Raw genomic sequence first — 21,219 nt, 5'->3', positions numbered from 1 at the left:
ATAAAATCATCGCTTCAATTTGATTTTTTATGTATAAATACCAAAAAACACACCGAACGTCGCGTGTGTTTTTTGCTGCTCTGCATACAATTTCTATTGTGCTATGCGTTGCTGCAATAGCATCGCCAGCTCCTCTGAGCTCTCCCACATTAATGGCCGTATAGCAGGCATTCGAACACAATCCTCCGCTTGGACACTGCTTCTCATCGTCGATATGATTGGAATGTTTTTGCCCATTCCGATTCCGGCGACTAAATAAATCTCAGGAGAATGCTCCGATAAGTCTGCAATCATAAGCTTGCAGTCTGAATACTCGAGCAGTGAATACGCGTCTGTATATTCCCGCTCCGATGGCTGAAACAGCCTTGGACGGTATCCACACTGCTCAATTTTTGGAAATATTTGATCCAACCACTCTGCTCGCATCCCCTCGTCTTCGGGCAGCAGCACACAGCAGTCTTTCAGCTTACTACCTCCAGCACTAGCTGCAGCAATACTCCAGCCGCTATCCGTGAGTTTAAAGTTCAAACCCTCCCTAATCAACAACTGTGCCTCTTTCAGCTTCTCAATAATATAAACAAGCTCCTGCAGATTTGGCGAATAGGTCAGATTAAAATGATTACTTAACGGCTGAATAAGTACTGAGTCACCTGGACCTTTCGTATTCCGATAAATGAATTGGAGCAAACGTCGCTCCTTATCCTCAATCGTGACTGGAATCGTCGGCGCATCTGTTATCGCCTGAAGATCGTTCTCTCCGAGCACAACCTTATCTCCACAATCCGTCTTCTCCCTAATATAACCCGATATAATAGGAAATCGCTTATTTTTAACTGTATATGGCAGCGCATGAATCGTGACATAATGCTCTCTTTGCAGGCTATATGAGCTTTCTGGCGCACAATGGCATCCAAGAAAACGGTCAAACTCACCTTTTGGCTCTACAGGAACATATTCTGAACAAAATAAGCAACGTTTTTTCTCCATATTGATCATCCCCCTATTCACTAGCTTTCGCACATCTTAGCTGATATAAGGGGTTAAAGGGGATTAATAATTTTTAATATGTCAATATCATCCTTACGATTCGGAACACTTCATTATGTTTGAACCATTACAAATCTATCATCGGAAGAAACGACACAGCCTATTCACCACGCGGATCACATTCAATAATGAGGCGGTATAACTCTTCCGTCTCAACGTCCTGAACATTCATCTCTCTGTAAATATCGCACAGTGGTGGTGGTGGAAGTGTCGCCCTGTTAGCTTTTGGTATGATTCTCCCAAAATCGATGTCTTCTTTTAGCCTATATCTACGTCGAGTTGTTTGTCTAGGCTCATGTGCTGTCGGAGTATAGTTTAATCTAATTAGTATAAATAAGGCTGACGCAGACAAAAGCATCATTACACCTGATTTCAAGTCTTCTGTCAATCCCATGACGAGCACTGAGAATAACACTGCTGGAAGTCCAATTAACAGCATGATTAAATAGATCATCAGCTTCATGATTGCTTTCCCGTATGGTACATGGCATACACCTCACTTATTCAGCCATTCCGTTTAATCTATGTCACCATAGGTTATCCCAATTACTACGCAACTCCCCCAGTTGCGCCTTAACTCTTGTTGACAGGATGCTGCGGCATTTGAAAACCATAAGTCTATAACGAAAGGGCAGCTACACAATTAGCTGCCCTTTTCTATTCGCTATGCCAATCGTCGCTTCTACACCTGAATTGAACGCCAAATAATCGCTCTCTACACCATCGCTGAAGATCACTCCGTCCTCAGGCATTTGAGACGTTATCCGCAGCGGCTTGCTGTCATGAATCTGACCGAATACAAGCTTTGTTGCCGTTGTTTGACTAGGGAAAGGCTCTCTTACTGTGAAATAGAGATACGGAGACTGCCAAGTGAAATCATTCACTTCCACATTCCACTCGCTTACACTGCTATGTGCTGACTGATTCATCTCTCCTCTTACGATTCCGGCCGCACCAGCCAGCACGCTCCTAAACCAGCCCGTTGCACCAAGGCCCGTCGATATAATAATCCCACTTGAGGACTGCTGCTCGCTTAGTTGATTAATGGTAAGGTGGTATCGTGCTGACATATGTGTCCTCCTCCCAACAAAAAGATCGTTGACGCCATACAGCACCTGTCCATCGTTCAACTGAGCCTGTGCCAACGTTACTTCTTTTACCTGTCTTCTATTCTTGAGCACATCTGGCACAATAACCCTAATATCCTTGGTCGTAAACGGGAGCAGATGACCATCAAAGCGAACAGGATCAGAGTTAACGCCTATTAATGGCTGCTCCTGCAAGTATTTCAATGTATTGGCGACAAGGCCATCCTGTCCAACAACAACGACAATATCCTGCTTACCAAATATATACTGCTGAATGTGCTCACGCTCAATCAACTGCAACCTGCCGAAAGCACTCAGGTCATTAGAAACTTCTGCAATAGCCTTTCTATAAATCTCATCCTCGATCAAATAATCACTGAAGTCGGCACCAAGCCTCTCGATATAGAACTGTGCTTGCGAAATAGTATGATGACGCACTACTAATTCCTCTAGACGCGTTTTGCGCTTGATGAGAATGATTTTTTGAGTATGATTACGGTCACTCATCTTGCATTTCCCCCTCTACTAGCAATAGCTGGCGTACCCGAACCAGCCATCATGCCCTGCAATAAATCCGGGGTAATATTAAGCTGTCCAATTTTCTCTGCTTTGTCTGCAATATCCTGGAAAGCAATCGCAATCAGCTTGTTCGGCTCCATACCCATATTGCTTAGCGCTTGAAGGACATAGGGCTCAATTCCACTCATAGCCTTCATTACTGCAGCTAACTCATAGGCTTTGGCATCTGCCTGTGCGTTTTTATTTGCTATTGCTAACTCGATTAAACTACCCTTCTTCGCTTCAAGTGCTGTATCGAAGAATAGCTGTTCTTCCTTCATTTCATTCTGTTTCTGCTTAATAAACCGCTCTGCATCCAACTGAGTTTGTTTGATTTGCTTCTTCTTCGTTTCCACTGCTATTTCCGTACTTAGCTCATTCTCTTTTACTCTTCTTTCTTGTTCGATTGAAGCGTTTCGGCGCTCATATAGGGCATCGTCCGCGTCTCTCAACATTTCTTCCCTTGCTTTTGCTTCAAGTGCTCTCATCGTTTCCTTATTGGGCAGAACGGCAAGAACGGACAATCCCATCAGCTCAATCCCCAGTTTTTCGATCTCCTCATTACCCTTTACTTCATTTATAATTCGCTGTCCTAGTTTTTCGCTGGACTGGATTGCCTCTTTAAGCGGTAAATGTGCAAGCTGCTTCTTGATTTGCACTTTAACGATTGGAATCACTCTTTGCGCAAGTTTGTTGGGATCATCCGAGATATAGTTTTTTCTCCGTACATTATATGTGTAGTTCAAAAGCTGAGTTGTTTTATTATAATCAACGATGCGATAGGTCAACTGGCCTTGTACGGTCACGGTCTGGTAATCTTGCGTCATTTCTTCAAACATAAACGGCACGTCAATCGATGAAATCGGAACGACAATTACAGAAGTAGTGGGCTCAAAATAATAAAAGGATAATCCGATGCCTTCCTGGATAACTTTACCGTTCTGCACCTTAATTACATAATCACTTGGCTGAAACTTAACAAATCGGAATCCAAACATGCTAAAAACCTCGCTTTCGCTCTTGAATTGAATAATTCAAAATGACTATATCAGAACTATACAGCCTTCATTTGATAATATCAATATGAATAAATTAAACGCAAGCTGTTGAATCCCCCCTCAAAAACCACGAAAAGTATCCAATTTTTAGAAAAAATCTCGTTTACAAACGGATTTTTTTATTATAAAATTCTTTATAACGAACAACATGTTCGTAATGAAAGCTGTGTAGGGGGAGGTGTTAATGTCATGTCCAAATTCAAAAAAATCATAAGTCTTTCTTTACTGCTCACTCTTTGCCTGTTTCCTACTACAGCATTTGCTTCATCTAACAAAGATACTTCAGATCATAAAAAGAGCTTCATTTCCAGCATCTTTTCGGTATTTACGGTTACGAAAAACAATAACAGCAACAGTAATAATCAGTCTAATTACAACTCATCCAATCATTATTCGAATGACAAAGATTGGAACAACAAAGGCTGGTTTGATTGGTGGGACGATGATGACTGGTGGGATGAGATCTGTTGGTGGGATAAGCATAAAGATGATTCCTACAAAATTTGGGAACGCTACTATTGTTATTAATCCTTCTTGCATACGGACTATCTCACAATAAACAAGCTGCCTGCCCTAGTTTCGAAAAATAAAAAACCGTCTGGGCGCTGACCCAGACGGTTTTTGTTTGCCTATTATTAGTGTTTTCTTTTGTAATAGGTAATGCCAAGTGCAAGTGCTAGCACTGATCCTTTCACTATATCCATGGCATAGTAGGGAATGGACAGCATAATAAGACCATTGGAGAGAATTCCGATCAATACCGCACCAGCAAATGTGCCGAAAGCATTCGGCTTTCCAGCACCAAATACCGAATAGCCAATAAAGGCTGCAGCAACAGCATCCATCAAATAAGGGGCTCCGGCATTAACCTCGGCATTCATGACCCGTGCACCAAGCATGATCCCGCCGACAGCTGCGAATAAAGCTGAGATCAGGTAGGCTATCAGGCGATACTTGCTTACCGCGATGCCTGAGAGTTTAGCTGCTTCCTGATTACCGCCAATCATATACATGTAGCGTCCATGCTTTGTGTAAGTAAGGAAGATATGAACAACTGCTACGATGAGCAGCATAATGATGATAATCCAAGGTACTTGTCCCATCTTGCTAAACAGCTTGGGTATTTGGCCGGTTGCGAAATCTCCACTTGGCATCACCATATTTTGAGAAATCGTAGCTCCTCGTGTATACGTTAGCGCCACTCCCTGGAAAACAAACATTGTCGCGAGTGTCATAAGCATATCTTGTATTTTGAAATTGATGACCAGCAATGCGTTAATAACTCCCACGACGAGGCAGAACACAATCGTTACTGCTATCCCAAGTCCGACGTTTTGACCATGCCAGACATACATTGAAATAACGATCGCATTCGCAAGCGAAGCAACAGACCCAACGGAGAGATCAAAACCTCCGACAGAAAGCGAAACCGTTAAGCCAATTGCGATAATCGTTACGATCGAAATGGAACGTAAAATAATAATAATGTTCGATGTACTTAAAAAGTTATCTGTAACCGTACCAAATATAACGATAAGAAGAAGAATCGTTATAAGCGTTCCATATTTATATAAAAAATCAACGACCTGAAAATTTTTCTTCTCCCTGGCCTTTGCGGCAGCCATCATGTTAATAATCCTCCTGTACTATGAAGCATAATCTCTTCCTCGCTCGTTTGCGAAGTATGTAGCTCTTTCACAACAACCCCATCATACATCACATAGATACGATCCGTAATGCCCATTATTTCTGACATTTCACTTGAAGCGTAAATGATACATTTCCCTCGCCTTGCAAGTTCCGCAACCAGCTCGTAAATATCGCGCTTCGCCCCAACATCAACGCCTTTGGTAGGCTCATCGAATAGGTACACATCTGCATCAACAAGCAGCCACTTGCCAATCGCGACCTTCTGCTGATTACCTCCGGAGAGGTTGCCCACCTTCGCACTAGCATTTGGCGTTTTCACACCTAAGCTTTGAATAATTCCAGCTGCTGCTTTCTGCTCTTTCTCCTTGCTTAGCCATGTTCTCCATCTTGTGAAACGTGATAACCCAGCAGCAGTCAAGTTTGTGCTTACGGACTCCTCTACGAACACACCTTCTCGTCTGCGTTCCTCAGGAACCAGCGCAATACCGTTTCGAACAGCATGGTGTGGCGATCGAATCCGCAGCTCTTTTTCATTCATGAACAGTTGACCGGATACATCGGGTGCTGCTCCAAACAACGCGCGGCAAAGTTCAGTTTTTCCCGCACCTACCAAGCCTGCCAATCCAATGATTTCTCCTTTGCAAACATGCAGGTCGACGCCATTTACTTTCTCGCCGTCGCGAATGCCTTTGGCCTCAAACCATTTCTGTCCAATCTCTTTCTGTACATGAGGAAACTGACCATCCATCTTGGCACCAAGCATGTGCTCCACTACTTTATGCTGGTCGACATTCACAAGCTCTTCCCGTATTACCAGCTTTCCGTCACGCATAATAGTAATGTCTTCACAAATTTCATAAAGCTCCGGCAGTCGATGCGAGATGAATATGATGCCGACGCCCTCTTCCTTCAAAAAACGGATAAGCCGAAATAATTGTTCGGTTTCACTATGACTAAGCGGAGCCGTAGGCTCGTCCAGAACGAGGAAGCGGCACTGCTTAGATACGGACCGAGCGATCAGTACCATCTGCTTCTCTGCAAGCGTTAGCTCTTGAACGAGTTTTTTAGTTGATACGGTAATGTTCATACGATCCAATATCTTCTGTGCGCTGCGGTGAATCTCTCTCCAATTAATCAGGTGTTTTCCCTTCATATTATGCACCGTTTGCTCGAGCATAATATTCTCGCCAACCGACAGGTTTGATATCAATGCCGTATCCACTTCTTGGTAAACAACTTGAATGCCATTATCCTTAGCGTCCTTAGGCGTCCGAATGCGAACTTCCTCGTCGTCAACGGATATGCTCCCGGTATAGTGATCATGAGCCCCTGCCAGCACCTTCATTAGCGTAGACTTACCCGCACCATTTGCTCCAATTAGAGCATGTGCTCTGCCGGCAACCGTATGGAAATCCACATCCGTCAATGCTTGAACGCCTGGAAAGGCTATTGAAATCCGCTTCATGTCCAGCCGGCTTGCCTTTGAGTCTATCAACAGACCCACCTTCCTCCCCAAACAGGATAGAGCGCCCTTATCCATATGGATAAGGGCGCTGCGTTTATTGCTATTATAACATTAATTTTTGTTTATTTGCTGTTTGCGGCTTTCAAAGATTTCATCCAGTCCTCTTCGAATGCATCTGTCGTGCCCCAGCCTGGAAGAATATCTGCCAAGTTCACCATGTTTACTGGCTCACTTGATTTTTTAAGTCCTTCTTGATCGATAAGCGCTGCTTCCAAATTGTAAGTCGAAGGTGTCTCTTCACCAGCAATTTTTTTGGCAAGCAATCTTACGTTTACTGCACCGATCATTTTTGGATCAACAGCAGCTGTTGCAACCCAAGGGCTGTTCTCTTCTTGCATAATTTGCAAGTCGGCATTGGATAGATCGATACCATAAATTTTGATCTCGGTACGGCCTGCTTCAATAATTGCTCTTGCAGCACCGCTAGCAAATGCATCCCATGTTGCAAAGATTGCATCAATCTCACCCTTCGGGTGCTTAGTCAACATTGCAGCAACCGCGTTTTGCGTTTCAACGGAAGTGTTGTTGTTCGCTACACCAAAACGCTCAACTTCTTTGATATTTGGATATTGTGTAAGGGTATCTTGATAGATTTTGTTGCGGCGAACCATTGGAGGGAAACCATCAACCCATAGATAAACGATTTTTGCTTCTTCGCCTTGCTCTTTCACAAGCTGATCAAGCGAGTATTTAGCAAGTGCTTCATCATCTTGAGAAGTTAGTGTAACACCCTCAATCGCAGTCAACTCGTTCACGGAGTCGAAAGCTACAACAGGAATGCCTTTATCTTTCAGCTTCTGAACGTCTGCAACTGTCGCTTCATCATCACCATGCGAGATAATAACGCCGTCGTATCCGCCATCTGTTGCTTGCGCGATTGCATCATGGAATTTAGCTGTATCGCCGTTCGCTGAGAACGTATCAACTTTAAAGCCTAATGCTTCTCCTTCTTGCTTTGCTCCAGCCAAGAATTGTGCAGTATGATCATCTCCGCCGATTTTACGGATTACCATCAATTTAATTTCATCCTTGGCAGCGATTGCTGCTGGAAGATTTTCAATCGTTTTCGTTCCTTCGCCCGCTGCTTCACCACTCGAATTCTCGTTTTTTGCTTGTCCACAGCCTGATGCTACAATCGCAATTGCAATTACCAAGCCGAACACTCCACGAACCTTTTTCTTAATCATTCTGACTTCTCTCCCCAAATAATAATTTATCTTTTAATAAAAGTAATCCTATAGGATATTGGAACTAGCGTCAATAGCTTTTATACAAATACTATGCAATATGCTTTTCATTGAAAGATAGCCGCTTTCTTCTTCAAAAAATGATAAAATAAAAATGAACAAACGGAAGGGCGGAGAATCAATGAACCATAGCTTTATTATTGAACCTCAGACGTACACTTTATTCGAAAACGATGCGGAACAAATAGAAAAATGCAAGGAATGGGGCTTATTGTCTGAAAAAGCTGCCAAAACAAAAATTTTCTATTATAAAGGTTACGGTAATCAGCTAGCCTGCAACATTATTGGATTCGTAGATAAGCTGACTGCCGTCATTGCATTCGAGAATGATCAAATGCACTGTATCCATCCCTCTTATCTCAAAGAGATGCAAGCAGCCAATTATGGAATGAAGAGCACGATCGCTGCTGAAGAAGCTGTGATCTCAGAAACGACATCCACCGAGTTAGTTGAAGAAGCAACTAACTCATTGGATGAAGCTGAACCTGCATTAGAAGCATCAACTGCGACTTTAGAACCAACTGTTCAAGAGGAGCCCAAACCAAAACCAACTGCTAAAGAAAAAACGAAAAAGGAAAAGACGCCTAAGCTGCAGTTACCGGAAGAAAAAGTGAAAATGACAGCTACAGTAAAAGCTTTCACCACTGTACCAAACAACTTCTCAGATACAGAAGATGAGGTCATCATTTATGAAGCCGTTTCTATTGAAGAGCCGGCACTTGCAGTCGAAGATGCTTGGTCGAGCCATAGTGCAACATTAAAGAAATTTGAGCTCGAAATTGGAGATATTGTTCATTTTGAAGGTAAAATAGTCGCTAAAAAACTGTCGAAACATCCGATTCCATACAAAATCAACAATCCCGCCAAGATTCAAAAGGAAAAACGTGAGTGATAACCAACATAAATAAATGCTTTAATCTGTAGCTCTTGTGCATCACGTTTATTGATATTCAGAAGACAAAACAGACTGCTGCCTTAACCCCACAAGGTTTTGGCGGCAGTCTGTTTCATATCGTCATTGGAAGAAAAAAACATTAGATGGCGAATAATTGAATGCGATCGTTGAAGACGCTTCCGATTTTATACCCTCATTCTTGTTCTCACTTCATCGCTTAAATTTGCTCCAAACGGTACGTATACCCGCAAAACGAGCAACGAAATAATATGCTTTTGTCACCAATCGTGAAGGTTAACCGTTCATCATCTTCAATTTCAATAAATTCCCTTCCCTGTTCATCACGGTCGCCAGTTGCAAACATCGACGTTTTGTTTCCGCACTCACACTCAAAGCTCATCATCACGAAATTTCTCCTTTTTTATAACATTTCGAATAAATTCCAGCCTGCAATTGCTTCCGATTCATTGCTTCATCGTGTCAGCTTCGATATAATTATCGATGACATTTATTATATTACAAAAACAAAGTCAAGGAAGGGTTAAAAATAACATGTACATATCAGATAAATGGGTCGATTATGAGGTCATAGATACAGGAGACGGAGATAAGCTGGAGCGTTGGGGCAATTATACGCTGCGCCGTCCAGATCCACAAATTATATGGCCAATCACGAATGAGACAGGTTTGTGGAAGAAAGCAGACGGGCATTACCATCGCAGTAATTCAGGCGGCGGTCAATGGTCTATGAATGAGTCGCTTCCTGAGCGTTGGACGATTTCCTACGGAGAGCTCAACTTTCACATTAAGCCTACGAATTTCAAGCATACAGGCTTATTCCCAGAGCAAGCGGTTAACTGGAGCTGGATGATGGACAAAATCCGGAACGCTGGCAGACCTATCCGCGTGTTGAATTTATTCGCCTATTCTGGCGGTGCAACCGTTGCCGCTGCGGCTGCTGGAGCTGAGGTTTGCCACGTAGATGCAGCCAAAGGCATGGTACAATGGGCTAAGGACAATGCTCAGCTATCGGGCCTTGAATCCGCACCTATTCGCTATATTACAGATGACGTATTCAAGTTCGTACAACGCGAGCAGCGTCGCGGCAAGCAGTATGATGCCATTATTATGGATCCGCCTTCCTATGGACGTGGGCCGAATGGTGAAACGTGGAAGCTCGAAGAAAATCTATTCCCGTTTTTGCAGTCTTGTACTTCTATTCTATCCGACAATCCGTTGTTTCTACTCATAAATTCCTATACAACAGGTTTATCTCCGTCTGTATTGCATAACCTGCTGCATATGACGATGAATGCCAAGTACGGTGGGGACATTAATTGTGGTGAAATCGGATTGCCGATTACGAAATCCGGACTGAACCTGCCTTGCGGCATCTTAGGACGTTGGGAGTCAAAGTAATGTCGATTCCTATTTTATTCGAGGATAATCAAATACTAGTGGTTATTAAGCCTCCTGGCATACTCTCCCAAGAAGATGACACAGGCGATGCTGATATGCTTACGCTGCTGAAGCAAGATTTGAAAGAACGATACAACAAGCCGGGAAATGTCTTTCTCGGCCTTGTTCACAGACTTGACCGAATGGTCGGCGGAGTTATGATTTTTGCCAAAACCTCGAAAGCAGCCTCCAGATTATCAGAATCGGTTCGCAGCCGTCAATTTGGAAAGACCTATGTCTGTGTTGTTCAAGGTACACCCAACAAACCTCAAGCGCGGTTAACTCATTACATCCGCAAGGACAATAAACAGAATCAGGTAACGGTGTTCAATAAAGCGACTAATGAAGCAAAAGAAGCGATACTCGATTATGAGGTAGCAGCCGTTTCAGGGCGATTCTCGCTAATCTCTGTGAAATTGCATACGGGAAGACCCCATCAAATTCGTGCCCAGCTTGCACACATTGGCTGCCCGCTTGTTGGTGATCTGAAATATGGTGGAAAACCGAACGCGGGCATAAACGAAATCGCATTGTGGTCAACCTCCGTTTCAGCCCCTCATCCCGTATCGAAGGAATGGATGAGTTTTCGAGCATTGCCGAGCGGATCTGATGTATGGACATGGTGGACGACTGATCAGCTGGAAGCTGCCTCCATTATGCTTAGTCAAGCGTAACAAGGAAGGACGAACATATGATGCGCCGTAATCGGCACCGTAAATTTCAAGTCACATTGCTCTTATTGAGTATAATAGGCTTGCTGATCATCTTTTTCATGCCCGACCTGAACGACTCAGGGGCACTACCGGCTGAACAGATCCCTGCCGGGACTGCTGCTACTTCTCCTCTCCCGCCTAAGGAACAGGTGCAGGCAACACCAACGGCAACACCAGAGCCTACAGCTTTACCACCGACGGAAGAACCTGAGCCTGTTTACGCAGATGCAGTGTGGATGGCCGTTGGCGACGTGATGATGCATAAACCACAGTTGCCAGGTGCCTATGACAAAAAAACAAAACGTTTTGACTTTAATCCGTTTTTTGCTCATGTGAAGCCGATTTTAGCGCAAGGGGACTTCGTCATAGCCAATCTCGAAACCCCAATGGCTGGTGCGGACTTAGGTTATTCGGGATACCCGCTGTTCAACGCTCCTGAGGAGCTAGGCGAGGCGCTCAAAGCCGCTGGCTTTAACTTGATCACGAATGCCAACAATCATTCTTTGGATCAAGGAGAAGTTGGCATTCTTCGTACGCTTGATAGCCTTAAAACAGTTGGTTTGCCCTCAACAGGAACCGCTGCCTCTCAAGACGAAGCAGACAATCTCCTTCTAACAGAGAAAAATGGCATAGTTATGGGTTTGCTAGCTTACACCTATGGTACGAACGGGATTAAGATACCCGAAGGTAAACCCTACCTTGTATCCCTTATTGACGAGGAGAAAATAAAGGCAGATATGCATCGTCTGCGCGAAGCCGGCGCAGATTTCATTACCGTGTCCCTTCATTTCGGAACAGAATATCAAATCACTCCAAATGATGAGCAGAAGCGGCTTGCCCGCAGCTTAGTTGCTGCCGGTGCAGACATCATCGCAGGTTCGCATCCACATGTCATACAGCCTTATGAGGTTATAGAAACGACTGATGAGAATGGCCATGCCAAAAAAGGACTTATTATTTATTCTATGGGGAATTTCATATCTAACCAACGTGGAGATTCGAAGGATTACGGGGTTATATTCAAAGTTAACATTCGCAAGAATATGACAGACGGATCGGTTGATATCATCGATGTTGAATCGATCCCAACATGGGTTCACCGTTATAAGCCTGATCAATCTTACCGCTACCGCGTGCTGCCGGTTGAGGAAACAATCGCTGCTGCAAATGACCCTTTGCTGACAGAAGCCGACTACGAGGTACTTCAAAAAAATATCTTGATGCTGCGCAATCGGCTTGATTCAATGAAATAAAATGCAGCAACGCGCTAGGGCATTACAAATTGGCAACCTTGCCTAGTAAGTAAACCAATAGCTGCTGATTATGTGAGGAAATCCGGTCCAACGATTGCTCGATTAATTCGGTCCGAATCGTTGTACCGCGATCTGCCTCAGACTTCCCTTTCTCCGATACATTCACCCAGACAATTCTCCTGTCATTATCATCACGCGTGCGTTCAATCAACTCATTCCGCTCCATTCGATCGAGAAGCGTTGTAATCGCCGCAGGCGTCGTCGCTAGGTATTTCAGCAAGTCAGAAGGCTTCATCGGCTGATGCTCAAGAAGAAGCTCCAAAACGTTAAGCTGACCTTCTGTAAGCGGTGCAAGCGACTGCTCCAAGTTTGTTTTCCAATCCCGTGATAGCTTCGTCCATAATCGAGTAAATTCCACAGACACCATATCCTCACACCAGCTCCTCTGTCCATTTCCATCTATTTGTAATTAATTATAACAGTCTTTCATGTCGAATAAAAGATTAACCCAATTAATAATTTGCGCTATTAATCGATATATTACCGAACATTATGACAGCTTTAGACATACAATGTGGCAAAGGCCCAGCGCTATGTCTATTTATGTTTGGAAAGCAAGGAGCGTGCTACCAGTGGAAGATAGAAAAGCAGTCATCATTCAAAAAATTAAAAATTACGGCATCATAAAAGACCCACAATGGCTGGACCGCCCGGATGAGCTGGTACCATTGTGGGTCATGCTTGAAGCCATATTAGAAGTCATCGAACGGTTTGATCCGCCTAATCGACCTTTTGATTAACATCCTGAATAGAGCGTGCAAGCGTATTTGTGATGATATCCGTCTTCTCTAATGGAAACAACAGCTTGCCAATCGCTTTACGCTCTTCAATCGGTGCTTTCTCAGAGCTTGCCAGCAGCTTAGCGCCCGTAGAAGTAATCGCTATGATTTCCTTCTCTGACTTGCAATAGTATGCTGCTACAAGTACGGAGCCATTCGGCCGAACCCGCTTGCCTTCTTTGAATTCAAAGGTTTGAACGCCTTTGCCACCTCTGCCCTGAATCGGGTAATCAAGGAGCAGCGACCGCTTGGCGTATCCGATATCTGTAATAACGAGTAGTTCACCTTCATCCTCAGCCACCCATTCAGCAGCAACAAGCTCATCGCCGTCTTTCAACTGAATACCTCTAACGCCTGTTGCTACTCTGCCCATCGCATTAACCTCGGACTCAGCAAATCGGATGCTCATCCCTTGTTTGGTAACGAGCAAAATTTGCTTCGAGCTGTCGCTCAGAACAACGCGAATGATTTCATCGCCTTCAGACACTTTGCATGCAGCTACAGCAGTTGATCTAGTCGTCGCATACTCTTTTAATTCCGTACGCTTGACTTGACCTTTCTTAGTGACGAATACGAGTGAGGCAGTTGATGCCAATATATCTTTAATCGGAATAACACTCACGATTGCATCATCCTTAGGAATAGGGACAACGTTCACGATTGCAGTTCCGGTCTCTTTCCATTTGAATTCTGGAATCTGGTGGACAGGCAGTAAATAATATTGACCCTTGCGGGTAAACAGCAGCAAATTGTCAATCGTATTGACTGCGAGCCTCTCCCTTATCATATCGCCATCCTTCACGCCGCCGCTTTGCAGCTCGCCGCCAGATCGCGTGAATGAGAGCATGCTCGTCCGTTTCACATAACCTTCTTGGCTCAGCGTAACCAGAACATCCTCAGGCGTAACCAATACTTCCAGATTGACTTTGAGTTCTTCAATCTCACCGCGAAGATCTGAACGACGATCTATACCGTACTTCGTTTGGATTTCTAGCAATTCGTCCTTAATGACGCCGATCAGCTTCTTCTCGCTTGCAAGAATCGATTTCAAATAAGCGATCTTCTTCATCGCTTCCTTTAACTCTTTCTCCAGCGTATTAATCTCGAGATTCGTCAGACGATACAGCTGCAAAGTAAGAATCGCGTCAGCTTGCCGAGCGGTGAAGCCGAACTTGGCAATCAGATTATCTTGCGCATCGCTGCGGTTTTTCGAAGCCTTGATTGCTGCGATAACCTCATCCAGTATATTAAGCGCTTTAACAAGACCTTCCACGACATGCGCGCGATCTTCTGCTTTCTCCAAATCGTACTTCGTCCGGAATGTCACAACTTCCTTCTGATGAGCAATATAGGCCGACAGAATCTGTTTAAGTCCCAGCTGCATAGGTGTCTTGTTGACGATAGCTACCATGTTGAAGCTATAGGCAACCTGGAGATCGGTTTTTTTGAATAAATAGGCCAATATCCCTTGTGCGTCAGCATCCTTTTTAAACTCGATGACAATACGCAGTCCGTTCCGACCACTCTCATCCCGAACCTCGGCAATACCTTCGACTTTTTTCTCCAAACGGATATTTTCCATCGCTGTCACAAGCCGCGATTTGACGACCTGATAGGGAATTTCAGTAATAACAAGCTGCTGCTTGCCGCCGCGCATATCTTCAATGGCTGTCTTCGCACGAATATATATACGTCCCTTGCCCGTTGCATATGCGTCGCGAATGCCCTCTTCACCCATGATAATGCCCCCGGTTGGGAAATCCGGACCTTTCACAAACTTCATCAGCTCTTCAAGCTGCAGCTCTGGGCTGTCCATAAGCGCGATACAAGCGTCGATAACCTCACGTAGATTATGAGGCGGGATTTCCGTGGCAAAGCCGGCAGAGATGCCGCTGGTCCCGTTTACGAGCAAATTGGGATACCGCGATGGCAGCACAACCGGCTCCTTCGTTGTATTATCGAAATTATCTTTGAATTGGACCGTTCTTTTCTCTATATCGCGAAGAAGCTCCATTGCAATCGCGGATAAGCGCGCCTCAGTGTAACGCATGGCTGCTGCAGGATCATCATCCTGTGAGCCCCAGTTACCATGCCCGTCTACGAGCGGATGTCCCATTTTCCATGGCTGTGCCATTCTCACCATACCCTCATAAATCGACGAATCGCCATGTGGATGATAGTTACCCATCACATCGCCGACGGTTTTGGCAGATTTGCGATATTGCTTGTCCGGTGTGTTGCCCGAATCGTACATAGCGTATAGAATTCGCCGCTGCACTGGTTTAAGTCCGTCGCGGACATCAGGAATGGCGCGATCCTGTATAATGTACTTTGAATAGCGTCCGAAGCGGTCTCCCACTACCTCTTCCAAAAACGCCGGTAAAAATTGCTCCAGCATACTCATGCAGTTATCCCCCTATTCCTCATATTCCATAAAGTCGACATTCTCAACAATCCACCGTTTGCGAGGGTCAACCTTATCACCCATTAACGTAGAAACTCTGCGTTCAGCTTTTGCCGCATCTTCGATCTGTACTTTCAAGAGCGTCCGCTTCTCTGGGTCCATCGTCGTTTCCCACAGTTGATCGGGGTTCATCTCTCCGAGACCTTTATAGCGTTGAAGCTCATAGTTTTTGCCGTATTCCTTCAAATAGTTCTGAAGCTGCTCATCCGTCCAAGCATAACGGATCGTTTCGAGCTTCCCTGATTTGCGCGTAATTTTATATAGGGGCGGCTGCGCAATATATACGCGTCCCAAATCGATTAACGGCTTCATGTAGCGATAGAAGAAGGTGAGGAGCAGCACTTGGATATGCGCACCATCCGTATCAGCATCCGTCATGATAATAATCTTGTTGTAGTTGCATTCTTCTGCAACAAACTCTGAGCCTACGCCTGCCCCAATTGCAGAAATAATCGCTTTATACTCGTCGTTCTTCAGTATGTCAATAAGCTTCGCTTTCTCCGGGTTCATCGGCTTTCCCTTCAGCGGCAAGAGGGCTTGATACTTGGAGTCCCGTCCTTGCTTAGCCGAACCTCCTGCAGAATCGCCCTCCACAATGAACAGCTCCGTACGTGTGTAATCCTTGGACTGGGCTGGCGTAAGCTTGCCATTCAGATTCGAGCTCTCACTGCGTTTCTTGCCGCTGCGAATTTCCTCACGTGCCTTGCGTGCAGCCTCACGTGCTTTCGAGGCTTGCAGTGATTTTTTGAGAAGCATCTGCGCAATTTGTGGATTCTCTTCCAGAAACACCTGCATTTTCTCAGAAACAATCGCATCGACCGCACTGCGGGCAGACGAGCTGCCTAGCTGATCCTTCGTCTGACCGACGAACTCAACCTCAGACATCTTAATATTGATAACAACCATCATGCCCTCGCGAAGGTCATTGCCTTCAAGGTTTTTGTCTTTATCCTTGAGCATAGCCGCTTTGCGCGCATAATCATTCATAACACGGGTGTATGCCGTTTTAAATCCGGTTTCATGCGTTCCGCCGCCGCGTGTAGGAATAGAATTTACGAATGACGCAATCGTTTCGGTGTAACCGTCATTATACTGAAGCGCAACCTCGACCTCAATTTCGTCTCGTTCGCCTGTAAAGTGGATTACTTCGTGCAATACGGTCTTCTCTTCATTAAGAAATTGTACGAATTGCCGTGCACCGCCCTCATAATGGAACACATCCTGCTTGCCGCTGCGATCATCCTTTATGGATACCTTCAGGCCCGAGTTTAGGAAGGCTATCTCTTGTAGACGCTCCGACAACGTGTCATAGCTAAGCGTCGTGCCATTCTGAAACACGCGTCCGTCCGGCTTGAAAGTAACCTTCGTACCTGTCCGATTCGTCGTGCCTACAATTTCTAATCCGCGAACGGGCTCGCCTACATGCTCTCGGCCAGTGTCATCCACCCAATATTCGAAGCGCTGGCGATGAATTTTCCCATCACGGAAAATATCGACCTCCAGCCATTCAGACAACGCATTCGTTACCGAGGCGCCTACGCCATGCAAGCCGCCTGATTTCTTGTATCCGCCGCCGCCGAATTTCCCGCCAGCGTGCAGAATCGTAAATACGACCTGTGGTGTCGGTATCCCTGTCTTGTGCATCCCCGTTGGAATGCCGCGTCCGTTATCATGGACGGTTACAGCGCCGTTCTTATGCAAAGTTACTTCAATGGCTGAACAAAACTTGGCCAAATGCTCATCCACTGCATTATCAACAATTTCCCAAACAAGATGATGCAGCCCCGAGCTGCTAGTGCTGCCTATGTACATGCCTGGTCTTTTTCTTACAGCCGTCAACCCTTCAAGCACCTGTATATCATCGGCCTCATAATTCCGGTCTGCGGCCGCTGTATTTGCAAAGAGATCTGTTTGCTCTGACATGAGCGTCCCCCAATCTGTAATCACGTTTCCGTATCTTCAAGCTATTTTAATTCAATTGGTCCTGTTTCGTAAAGACATCTATTAAGGATAACACAATATGCGCTGTAAGCAGCATTTTCTCTCACGCTTCTTTTTAGCAGGATCATTCGCTTGAACGATAACACAATTTCTTTATATGTTCCACAGCAAGATTCTCAGAGCTTTGAATTCGATAATAATTAATATTGATGATGTTAGCATGTTTTGCAGATTAATGAGATTTATGTATTGGTTTCAAAAAATAAAATAAAAGAGAATGCTTCGATAGGAAACGTCCTATATGTTTCTAAAAGAATCAGCCTAATGTTTCGTTCCTAAACCTTATTGCTATTTCGGAACGAAACTTCCACTAATCAAGAACAGATATTTGACAATGCTGGTCATCGCTCGTATTATGGGTTACTCTTGTTATTGAAATACCCATCATAGGCATAGAGGTTAATTCATGAACAATAATGAACGAATAGACTGCATGAAATGCAAATATTTTTTTATTACTTGGGAACCCGCTGCTTCCAAAGGCTGCAAGGCTTTCGGCTTTAAAACCAATCAATTACCCAGTATGGTCGTATTTCGCTCATCCGGCAAGCCATGTCTTGAATTTGAAAGCAAACAGAAAAAATAGCGTCATTACCACATTAGCTACTGCAGCTGAGATCTAGGTTAATCTGTTGATTAACACAGCATGAAATGGAGTACCCATTCACTTTCTGCTGCTGCACCATGACAATAAAAAAGCACCCTAAGGTGCTTTCTGCAAAATATAGGAAAGTATATCATTACGCTATCCTTTTTCTATATTTCTCGGAATGAAACGCGCTGCGCCTCCAAAAGGACGGAAACAGCCGTTTCACCTTGAAATATAAGAATTTATAAGTTTGTTAGCTTATAAAGGACTTATATTTCACCGTCAAAGCTCCTTCGGCGTCTAAAGGATGCCACAGGCGTTTTTGCTTGGTTATTTATGCTTCGACCAGCTCGGATCACTGTTCTCAAGCAAGTAAGAAAAGTCATTCTCAAGACGTTTCTGCTCGGCTTTTTTCTTTTCTTCCGCCTGCAAGCGAATCGCTTCCTTCTTGGCAGCATCCGCTTGCTTCATCTCATCGGCTTGCAGCTTCAGCTTACTAAGCACATCGCTGCTCAACAAATCTTTTAAAGTTAATCCACCTTCTGTCTCCACTTTAGCAGCCTGTTTAGGCGACTGTGAAGCCACTTTCTTCTGTTTCTTGCCCATTAGAGCAACACCTGCCTTTAATCGATCAGCGCAAATTTCATTCTTATATGGCTATAACAGCCATAAGCGCTATTCAAATGATTGTTAATTATAATAGCCCGCTTCTCATTCACTTGCAAGCACGAATTGATTCAAGTCATCCTGCAGTTCTTTTGATATCCTCCTAAGCATTTCAGCAGAGGCTTGTATCTCCTCCATCGAAGCAAGCTGCTGCTCCGTAGCTGCAGCCATTGTTTCTGCTTCCGTTGAAGTTTTACGCGAAACAGTCGCTACCTCTCCGATAGACGCTGTAACTTCCTCCATCCCTGCAGAAATCTGCTCAGAGGCTGCCGATACTTCCTGAACTTGTTCACTCACCATCTGGATATTCGACAGAATGCTGCTTATCGTAGCTTGCGTCTGACCGATTGCTTGAAGGCCCGAATCCGTCTCCTTGCGCATCTCGTCCATGGCAATAACAGTCTCATCTACATTCGCGCGGACATCCGATAGCAGCTCTGTTATTGATTCCGCAGATAGAGCCGATTGTTCAGCCAGCTTGCCAACCTCCAATGCAACTATGCTGAAGCCCCGCCCGTGCTCCCCCGCCCTTGCCGCCTCAATATTAGCGTTCAACGCCAGCATTTTCGTTTGCTTGGCAATACCCATAATAACGGTGACAATTTGTTCAATCTGGACGGATTGCGCGTCCAGCTTGGCCACCACCTTTGCAGATTCCACCTGTGAGCCCTTAATGCTATTCATCTGTCTTGCCGTCTCTTCCAACTGCTCATCGCCTAGTCTAACATGTCCGGCAGCATTAACTGTCGCTTCTGCAGCCTCAGAAGCAGCCTCTGCAATTCGGGTTATGCCAACTGCCATTTCGTGCATAGCCGTTGCCGTTTCGCTTGTTGACATGCTTTGCAGCTCCGTTCCGCTAGAAACGCTCTGTATGGCATCAGCAACAAGCTTCATCGCAGATGTTGATTCATAAGAAATATCTTTCAATTGTACGGATGAAGCGGCTGCTTTCTCCGAAACCGCTTGATTCCGCCGCAGAAGTACATTTAGGGCACGCAGCATGTCATTAAATGCTAGCCCAACCTGCTGAAGCTCATCACGCGTATGCAATTGAAGTTCTCGTGACAAATCGCCTTTAGCCATTTCCTCCACTCGTATTTTCAGGGCACTAACCGCCTGCATCACGTTGCGGTAGAAGCCCGCATAGAACATGGCAGCAAGCAGCAAGGAAAAGATCGTAACCGTTAGAAGGCCATTACGGGTGCTGATCATTTTGCCGCTTCTGCTCTCAAGAACAACATCTAATTCGGCGCTGGCACTTGAAAATAGCTCATTCAGTACAGAAATGGTTTTCGTACCTTCAGCAAAAAAATCTTCACTCTTCGCTTTCAATATAGGCGCGTTCAGTATTTCAGATGCAACAAGGGCTCGAAAAAGATCGGTCGCTTCAATAGATTGTTCACCGCGCTGCACTAAATCAGTATTCGTCTTACTAGACCAATTAGCTACAGCGCCTAATGATTTATTCAAACCATGAAAGGCAGAATCCATTTTTGACATTTCCACCAACAGCTTTATTTTGGTTTCTTCTGAAAGCGTCTTAGACGCAAGCACACCATTGCCTTGTCCGCGAATGACCGCCGTGTTCTCGATGAGTACCGGGAGTTGCTGTACAAGCACGGTCATTAAATAAAAGGAATCCATAGCCGTATCCAGAGAAAGGCCTGATTCGTCGGAATAGCTTATCATTAACGATTTGATCTGATCAATTAATGCGGAGTGCGCCTCAAAACTCTCACTAGGCTTCAATTGACCAAACGCCTTCGAGAGGCGGTTCCATTCGGATTGCACCTCATCCCACTTCCGTGAAGACTCTGGAAATTGGTTGACCTCAAGCAAGCTCTCCATTCCAACGATCCTATCACTTATTTCCTGCTCATTCTTATTCAGATCACTCTGAGACTGTATATTCCCGTTCAAGAAGCCGTTCGCCAATCCCCGGTGCTGCTGAACAAGCAGCATGAACGGTAATACCTCTTTAATCTGAGAAGCACCTGCCTGTTCATTCTTAATGAATGTCAGATCCCGCTGTTGGTCTGACAACCATATGCTGAGCAGCAGCACAATCGGAATGATCATCAACACACTTACAAATATAAATTTTTGACCGTAACGAAGTCTTGACATAATTGCAGCAAACGGACGCAACATTGCATGAAGCATAGAAA

General features: G+C 44.8%; 19 protein-coding genes. 6 read left to right on the top strand and 13 right to left on the bottom strand.

What is annotated here, in order from left to right; genetic code table 11:
• Positions 1–93: 93 nt before the first annotated feature.
• The 4 genes from FGT79_RS01570 to FGT79_RS01555 all read right to left on the bottom strand — a co-directional run bounded on the left by FGT79_RS01570 (position 94) and on the right by FGT79_RS01555 (position 3,691).
• On the bottom strand, positions 94–987 hold the full coding sequence (locus FGT79_RS01570; protein ID WP_138751033.1) for a hypothetical protein: 894 nt from the start codon (positions 985–987) through the stop codon (positions 94–96).
• 160 nt (positions 988–1,147) lie between these two features.
• Positions 1,148–1,510, bottom strand: a complete 363-nt coding sequence (locus tag FGT79_RS01565) for a hypothetical protein (protein WP_138751032.1) — start codon at positions 1,508–1,510, stop codon at positions 1,148–1,150.
• Between the two features lie 172 nt (positions 1,511–1,682).
• A complete protein-coding gene (locus FGT79_RS01560; RefSeq protein ID WP_138751031.1) occupies positions 1,683–2,642 on the bottom strand; it encodes a diacylglycerol kinase catalytic domain-containing protein in 960 nt (319 codons plus the stop codon).
• Entirely contained in the window at positions 2,639–3,691 is a 1,053-nt protein-coding gene (locus FGT79_RS01555) for an SPFH domain-containing protein (protein ID WP_138751030.1), read from the bottom strand. Before FGT79_RS01555 ends, FGT79_RS01560 begins: the two co-directional genes overlap by 4 nt.
• A gap of 249 nt (positions 3,692–3,940) precedes the next feature.
• On the opposite strand from FGT79_RS01555, the gene FGT79_RS01550 reads away from it, so the two are divergent.
• Positions 3,941–4,279: a hypothetical protein gene (locus FGT79_RS01550; RefSeq protein ID WP_138751029.1), complete on the top strand. Its 339-nt coding sequence runs from the start codon at positions 3,941–3,943 to the stop codon at positions 4,277–4,279.
• A gap of 107 nt (positions 4,280–4,386) precedes the next feature.
• Here the strand turns inward: FGT79_RS01550 and FGT79_RS01545 are convergent, their stop codons facing one another.
• The 3 genes from FGT79_RS01545 to FGT79_RS01535 all read right to left on the bottom strand — a co-directional run bounded on the left by FGT79_RS01545 (position 4,387) and on the right by FGT79_RS01535 (position 8,113).
• A complete protein-coding gene (locus tag FGT79_RS01545) occupies positions 4,387–5,379 on the bottom strand; it encodes an ABC transporter permease (RefSeq protein WP_138751028.1) in 993 nt (330 codons plus the stop codon).
• The gene (locus FGT79_RS01540) at positions 5,376–6,866 is read right to left on the bottom strand and encodes a sugar ABC transporter ATP-binding protein (protein ID WP_138752886.1); all 1,491 of its coding nucleotides are present in this window, start codon (positions 6,864–6,866) and stop codon (positions 5,376–5,378) included. The genes FGT79_RS01545 and FGT79_RS01540 overlap by 4 nt, the downstream gene beginning before the upstream one ends.
• A gap of 122 nt (positions 6,867–6,988) precedes the next feature.
• Positions 6,989–8,113 carry a sugar ABC transporter substrate-binding protein gene (locus tag FGT79_RS01535; RefSeq protein ID WP_138751027.1) on the bottom strand — a complete coding sequence of 375 codons (1,125 nt, stop codon included), beginning with the start codon at positions 8,111–8,113 and terminating at the stop codon, positions 6,989–6,991.
• A 181-nt stretch (positions 8,114–8,294) separates the two neighbouring features.
• Here FGT79_RS01535 and FGT79_RS01530 point away from each other — a divergent pair, with 181 nt between their 5' ends.
• Positions 8,295–9,065 carry a hypothetical protein gene (locus FGT79_RS01530; RefSeq protein ID WP_138751026.1) on the top strand — a complete coding sequence of 257 codons (771 nt, stop codon included), beginning with the start codon at positions 8,295–8,297 and terminating at the stop codon, positions 9,063–9,065.
• Positions 9,066–9,285: 220 nt separating this feature from the next.
• On the opposite strand, the gene FGT79_RS01525 is transcribed toward FGT79_RS01530, so the two are convergent.
• Positions 9,286–9,471 (bottom strand): hypothetical protein, encoded by a 186-nt coding sequence (locus tag FGT79_RS01525; protein WP_138751025.1) that lies wholly within the window; start codon positions 9,469–9,471, stop codon positions 9,286–9,288.
• Between the two features lie 149 nt (positions 9,472–9,620).
• Between FGT79_RS01525 and FGT79_RS01520 the strand changes: the two genes are divergently transcribed.
• From FGT79_RS01520 to FGT79_RS01510, 3 genes are read left to right on the top strand one after another with little or no spacing between them, the layout of a single operon-like run.
• A complete protein-coding gene (locus FGT79_RS01520) occupies positions 9,621–10,487 on the top strand; it encodes a class I SAM-dependent methyltransferase (protein ID WP_138751024.1) in 867 nt (288 codons plus the stop codon).
• Positions 10,487–11,200 carry an RluA family pseudouridine synthase gene (locus FGT79_RS01515; protein ID WP_138751023.1) on the top strand — a complete coding sequence of 238 codons (714 nt, stop codon included), beginning with the start codon at positions 10,487–10,489 and terminating at the stop codon, positions 11,198–11,200. The genes FGT79_RS01520 and FGT79_RS01515 overlap by 1 nt, the downstream gene beginning before the upstream one ends.
• A gap of 17 nt (positions 11,201–11,217) precedes the next feature.
• Positions 11,218–12,492 carry a CapA family protein gene (locus FGT79_RS01510; protein ID WP_246096088.1) on the top strand — a complete coding sequence of 425 codons (1,275 nt, stop codon included), beginning with the start codon at positions 11,218–11,220 and terminating at the stop codon, positions 12,490–12,492.
• A 22-nt stretch (positions 12,493–12,514) separates the two neighbouring features.
• Here FGT79_RS01510 and FGT79_RS01505 read toward each other — a convergent pair whose 3' ends face one another.
• A complete protein-coding gene (locus tag FGT79_RS01505) occupies positions 12,515–12,919 on the bottom strand; it encodes a MarR family winged helix-turn-helix transcriptional regulator (RefSeq protein ID WP_138751022.1) in 405 nt (134 codons plus the stop codon).
• Between the two features lie 205 nt (positions 12,920–13,124).
• Between FGT79_RS01505 and FGT79_RS30900 the strand changes: the two genes are divergently transcribed.
• Positions 13,125–13,292 carry a hypothetical protein gene (locus tag FGT79_RS30900; RefSeq protein ID WP_171056038.1) on the top strand — a complete coding sequence of 56 codons (168 nt, stop codon included), beginning with the start codon at positions 13,125–13,127 and terminating at the stop codon, positions 13,290–13,292.
• Here the strand turns inward: FGT79_RS30900 and gyrA are convergent.
• From gyrA to FGT79_RS01480, 4 genes are all read right to left on the bottom strand, one after another.
• Positions 13,273–15,735: a DNA gyrase subunit A gene (gyrA, locus tag FGT79_RS01500; protein WP_138751021.1), complete on the bottom strand. Its 2,463-nt coding sequence runs from the start codon at positions 15,733–15,735 to the stop codon at positions 13,273–13,275. The two genes, FGT79_RS30900 and gyrA, sit on opposite strands and share 20 nt — an antisense overlap.
• A gap of 12 nt (positions 15,736–15,747) precedes the next feature.
• Positions 15,748–17,718 carry a DNA topoisomerase IV subunit B gene (parE, locus tag FGT79_RS01495; RefSeq protein WP_138751020.1) on the bottom strand — a complete coding sequence of 657 codons (1,971 nt, stop codon included), beginning with the start codon at positions 17,716–17,718 and terminating at the stop codon, positions 15,748–15,750.
• Positions 17,719–18,715: 997 nt separating this feature from the next.
• Complete coding sequence (locus FGT79_RS01485; RefSeq protein WP_138751018.1) at positions 18,716–18,991, bottom strand: YqkE family protein; 276 nt, start codon at positions 18,989–18,991, stop codon at positions 18,716–18,718.
• 105 nt (positions 18,992–19,096) lie between these two features.
• Positions 19,097–21,214, bottom strand: a complete 2,118-nt coding sequence (locus tag FGT79_RS01480; RefSeq protein WP_138751017.1) for a methyl-accepting chemotaxis protein — start codon at positions 21,212–21,214, stop codon at positions 19,097–19,099.
• Positions 21,215–21,219 lie beyond the last annotated feature (5 nt).

It is taken from the genome of Paenibacillus sinopodophylli (assembly GCF_005930355.1).
GTDB lineage: Bacteria > Bacillota > Bacilli > Paenibacillales > Paenibacillaceae > Pristimantibacillus > Pristimantibacillus sinopodophylli.
The sequence above is the reverse complement of the archived record's forward strand: the minus strand, read 5'-3'. Positions and strand labels throughout refer to the sequence as shown.